Raw genomic sequence first — 2,138 nt, forward strand, 5'->3', positions numbered from 1 at the left:
CTGTTGTGCTTTTCGGTAACAGTAGGTTCCGTTGACGGAATGCCGTCTGATTTCCCGACTGACGGTGGCGGGATGACAACCGATGTTCTGTGCGATTTGGTTTAGGGGTAGGTTGCGGTAATGTCTGGAAATGTAGTATCTTTGGTGTGAGGTCAGTTGTGTGTAGGCCATATTGCAATCTTTCTTGTCAGGAAAGGCAGTATACTACCGCATACTGGCCTTTTCTGTTATTGGAAATTGCACTTGTTAGGCGAATGTAAGGCCGTCTGAAAAGAATATTCTTTCAGACGGCCTTTGGCTTAAACATTGAGACGTTTGCAAAACCTTATAAGCTACCCATAAAAACCACCAAAGCCGTCATTCCCACGCAGGCGGGAATCCATTTCAGCTTCTAAGAAACCTATTTATTCAGTAATTTGCTATGCTCAAAAATGGATTCCCGTCTGCACGGGAATGACGTCGGTTTATGTGTGCTGGGTTTTAAAGATATTTTGTAAAGGTCTCACATTATTCATTCTGCAATTCCATCGCCGCATCGATTTTTTCTGCCGCTTCCTGTTTGTCGCCGTGGTCGGATTCTGGCGTTTCGTGGACGTGTTCTGCCGGCGGGTGGTATTGGAATTTGCCGTAAATCGGAAAATGGTCGGAGCCGATGTGTGGCAACACTTTCAAATCGGCCACCAAGAAATCGTTGCTGTGGAAAATATGGTCGAGCGGCCAGCGCAGCAGTTTCCAATCGGCATGAAAGGTGTTGTACAAACCACGGCCGATACGCGGATCGAGCAGGCCGCTGATGCGTTGGAACAGGCGCGATGTGTCTGACCAAGCGACATCGTTCAAATCACCAAACACCATGCAGCTTTCATCAGAGGCGGTGATTTCTTTGCCCACCAGCAAAAGCTCGCCGTCGCGTTCGGTTGAGGTTTCACTTTCGGTCGGGCTTGGCGGCATCGGATGCAGGCAGTAAATGCGGATCAGCTCGCCGCTGGGCAGCTCAACTTTGGCGGTAATCGACGGAATGTCATCGCGCACACGGTATTTCACTTCTGCGTCATGTAGCGGCAGGCGGCTGTATAGATGCATGCCGTAAAGATTGTCGAGCGGCACTTTGACGGTATAAGGGTGGTCGGTTTCCAATTCGGCCAGCGCGTTTTCCCACCATTGGTCGCTTTCTAAAGTGAGTACCACATCGGGGCGGTATTGGCGAATAAGCGACAGCAATTTATCGGCTTGGCGGTTGGTGGTGAGTACATTGCTGGCCAGAATGCTGACGGTGCGGTTGTTGTCCTCGCTCTGGTAACCCTTCACCTGCTTTTTTCTCAAGCGAGTGTAGGCACTGATTTGCCAAAACTGCCACACGGCGCAGGCAAAGTTCACCACTTCCATAAAGTCGAAAATGGCGTTGCTGCTTTGTTCCAGCCAATAATTGAGCAGCATACACAACACGCTCAAGGCGGCGATTTGCAGGCGCGGGAAATCGAATATCCGCATCACCCAGTGGTCGGATTTCAGCAGCGACAGCAAGGTAGCCACCACGGGCACGCACAGCAGCGCCAACAGCAGCCAATCGCCTAAGGGTAAATCGGACATAATCGTTTCCTGATGAAATCTTGGTCGGTCAAACATGTTTGCGCCGCTGCCATCATTCATCACGGTGAAGCTAATCGGCATATTGGGCGACAGAGCCTAGGCCGATATGAAAAGGATGAAGCCGCTTAGGGCGTTGAAGTTTGATTGAGGAATGTTTCATTATCCATTTTAATGAATATTTTGTAAACGTGTCGGGATAATGCGGCAAAAGCCGTTGATGATTGGTGGATTTGAATAAAAGGCAAAGCTGTTTTGTTGTAAATATTCAGACTGAGACCTTTGCAAAACCCCTCTTAAATCCCATGTAAAGTAACTATAGTTACCAAGCGACATAATACTTCCCAGACACCCTAAAATCCTCTAAATTCCCTTTAAGCCGAATTTAGAGGATTTTCTTCATGAGCAGCTTCTTCAAACAAACCGTCGAAACTATCGTTGGTAAAGACCCCGACCGCTTTCCCTTGCTCAAAATTCAGCTCATTATCGACTGGCAGCCCATTGCCGATTATCTCGAACAACAAAAAGGCCGCTATACCCGTCATCACGGC

At 48.6% G+C, this 2,138-nt stretch carries 2 protein-coding genes; both read right to left on the reverse strand.

The window, feature by feature from the left end:
* A partial coding sequence (locus CRG49_RS14185; protein WP_157807888.1) for a helix-turn-helix domain-containing protein occupies nucleotides 1–171 on the reverse strand: 171 nt, incomplete at its 3' end.
* A 336-nt stretch (nucleotides 172–507) separates the two neighbouring features.
* A complete protein-coding gene (locus tag CRG49_RS12750; protein ID WP_095502050.1) occupies nucleotides 508–1,590 on the reverse strand; it encodes an endonuclease/exonuclease/phosphatase family protein in 1,083 nt (360 codons plus the stop codon).
* Nucleotides 1,591–2,138 lie beyond the last annotated feature (548 nt).

The organism is Neisseria sp. N95_16, assembly GCF_002551535.2.
GTDB classification, from domain to species: domain Bacteria; phylum Pseudomonadota; class Gammaproteobacteria; order Burkholderiales; family Neisseriaceae; genus Neisseria; species Neisseria brasiliensis.